Origin of the sequence: Bacillus sp. 196mf, from assembly GCF_003217275.1 — a bacterium.
GTDB lineage: Bacteria > Bacillota > Bacilli > Bacillales > Bacillaceae_G > Bacillus_A > Bacillus_A thuringiensis_S.
Map to the genome: position 1 here is coordinate 1 of NZ_QJTG01000123.1, position 1,013 is coordinate 1,013.

Below are 1,013 nucleotides of genomic sequence, written 5' to 3' on the forward strand. Positions count from 1 at the left end.
CAAGGGACTGGAACACTTAATTGAAAAGGGAGAAGAGGTAGAAGTAGGTGATTACAAAATCACAGGAGGGGTAATGAAAGGTGAACAATTAAAATGATGCTACCTTCATCTGGGTGGCAAGGAAAGTGTGAATTCGTAACTAATGAATAAGGAGGGTGTGGCATGAACCAAAGTATAAATGTATCAGAAAACAAAAAGGTTAATACAGGTGATGAAAAAAAATCCGGATCTCTTACAAGCGTTGTGGTACATTTGTTCGCGACACTAATCGATAAGGGGGTTCTTACGCCTGAAGAAGTTGAGAATATTTTCAAGAGAATATAGAGAACGCTATTGAGCAACCTCTATACAGGAATTATCGGTTTCTTCCCTGTCCAATGAGCTTATTCTGTGTAAAATGGAGAAGCAAACACTTATAGGAATTGATTTTGCGATTGGAACAGATAGAACATATGTTAATAAGAGGTGATGTAATGAACTGGTTAGACTTCCTTATTGGTTGCTGTGTAGGTTCTGTATGTGGGATTATATTTTGTTCTGTACAAGATATATAAATCCCACTTATATTTTCGACATCACTATATAACTCTTGAAATATTTAACAAATATTTATGATTGGCATGCAAACAAATTTAGGTATGATGAATTTCTAAAGAGGACTTATATATAATCCGAGAACGTGATATTAGATTGGTGCAGAAAGAAATGGAGCAATTGAAGTCAATGAGGAATGATATAAAGACGGATGGACATGTAATCTATAAATGTTTACTTTGTAAAAATGAACGAAAGTTAAAAGTTCATAAAAAAGATTATTGTGAAGTAAAGGTTTGTCCGAATTGTTTTGGAGTTTCTGTAGACATTTTTAAAATGGCTAAGTACAAACAAGTTGGTGAGAAATAATAATGGATAAAGAACATCTTATTCAACTCATAAAAGAAGATAAGCTAATGAAGTTCTATAAGTCTAAAGAGTGGAGAGCTTTACGATTAAAAGCAATTGAGCGAGCTAAG

At 33.7% G+C, this 1,013-nt stretch carries 2 protein-coding genes and 1 pseudogene; all 3 read left to right on the forward strand.

Annotated features, from left to right (window positions below; all coding sequences use genetic code 11):
• Positions 1–162: 162 nt before the first annotated feature.
• Positions 163–324, forward strand: coding sequence for a hypothetical protein (locus tag ATL10_RS31575; RefSeq protein ID WP_181419386.1), 162 nt, complete (start codon positions 163–165; stop codon positions 322–324).
• A 366-nt stretch (positions 325–690) separates the two neighbouring features.
• A complete protein-coding gene (locus ATL10_RS30880; protein WP_110498422.1) occupies positions 691–903 on the forward strand; it encodes a hypothetical protein in 213 nt (70 codons plus the stop codon).
• A 2-nt stretch (positions 904–905) separates the two neighbouring features.
• Positions 906–1,013, forward strand: a pseudogene (locus tag ATL10_RS32140) (HNH endonuclease); the annotation flags it as partial.

Bases quoted from the DNA above. Each gene is read 5' to 3' on its own strand.
- ATL10_RS31575 (WP_181419386.1), top strand. From the start codon at position 163: ATGAACCAAAGTATAAATGTATCAGAAAACAAAAAGGTTAATACAGGT.